The organism is Kitasatospora sp. A2-31, from assembly GCF_022288725.1.
Taxonomy (GTDB): domain Bacteria; phylum Actinomycetota; class Actinomycetes; order Streptomycetales; family Streptomycetaceae; genus Kitasatospora.
Genome location: NZ_JAKNTA010000254.1, coordinates 1 through 1,117 on the forward strand (window position 1 = coordinate 1; position 1,117 = coordinate 1,117).

General features: G+C 74.3%; 1 protein-coding gene. It reads left to right on the plus strand.

Going from position 1 to position 1,117, the window contains the following annotated elements; genetic code table 11:
• A partial coding sequence (locus MCM47_RS41280) for a chloride channel protein (RefSeq protein WP_308222642.1) occupies positions 1–1,117 on the plus strand: 1,117 nt, incomplete at both ends.

The window sequence follows — 1,117 nt, forward strand, 5'->3', positions numbered from 1 at the left end:
CCGGCCGGACCGCCCGCCGAGCCCACCGGGGCCGCCACAGCGCCGCAGAACCCGTTGGCGATCGTCCGCTCCCGCGGCTACGTGTCGATCCTGGTGATCTCGGCACTGCTCGGCGTCCCGATCTCGGCCGGCGCGTTCGGCTTCCTCGCGCTGGTCTCCGAGCTCCAGTCGCTGGTCTACGACGACCTGCCGAAGGGACTCGGCTTCCACGACACCCCCGACTGGTGGGCCATCCCGTGGCTCGCGGTGGCCGGCGTGCTGGTCGCCCTGACGATCCGCTACCTGCCCGGGGGCGGCGGCCACAAGCCGGCCGAAGGGCTCAAGACCGGCGGCACGCCCTCGGTCGCCGCGGTGCCCGGTGTGGCGCTCGCCGCGATCGCCTCGCTCTGCCTGGGCGTCGTCCTCGGCCCGGAGGCCCCGCTGATCGCGCTCGGCGGTGGCCTCGCGGTCGGCGCGATCAAGCTGTTGAAGCGCGACTCCCCGCCCAGCGCCGTCGGCGTGATCGGCGCGGCCGGCAGCTTCGCGGCCATCAGTGAACTGCTGGGCAGCCCGCTGGTCGGCGCCTTCCTGCTGATGGAGGCCTCCGGGCTGGGCGGGCCGATGATGGGAGTGGTGCTGGTGCCCGGCCTGCTCTCCGCGGGCGTCGGATCGCTGATCTTCACCGGCCTCGGCAGCTGGACCGGCCTCGGCACCTACTCCCTGGTGCTGAGCCAGCCCCCGGCCGCAGGCCGGCCCACGCTCGGCGAGTTCCTCTGGGCGGTCGTCGCGGGCGTCGTCGCCGCACTGCTCGGCGAGGCGATCCGCCGCTCCGCGCTCGCCCTGCAGAACCTGGTCGACCGCCACCGACTGCCGCTCACCGTCCTGATGGGCGTCGCCGTCGGCGTGATCGCCCTGCTGTACGCGGAGATCACCGACCGGCCGATCACCGGGGTGCTCTTCTCCGGCCAGGACGCGCTCGGGCCGCTGCTGGCGGACAGCGCCGGCTACACGGCGGCCACCCTCGTCGTCCTGGTGGTGTGCAAGTCACTGGCGTACTGCGCCTCGATGAGCGCCTTCCGCGGCGGCCCGGTCTTCCCCGCCATCTTCGTGGGCGCCGCCGGCGGTCTCGCCCTCTCCC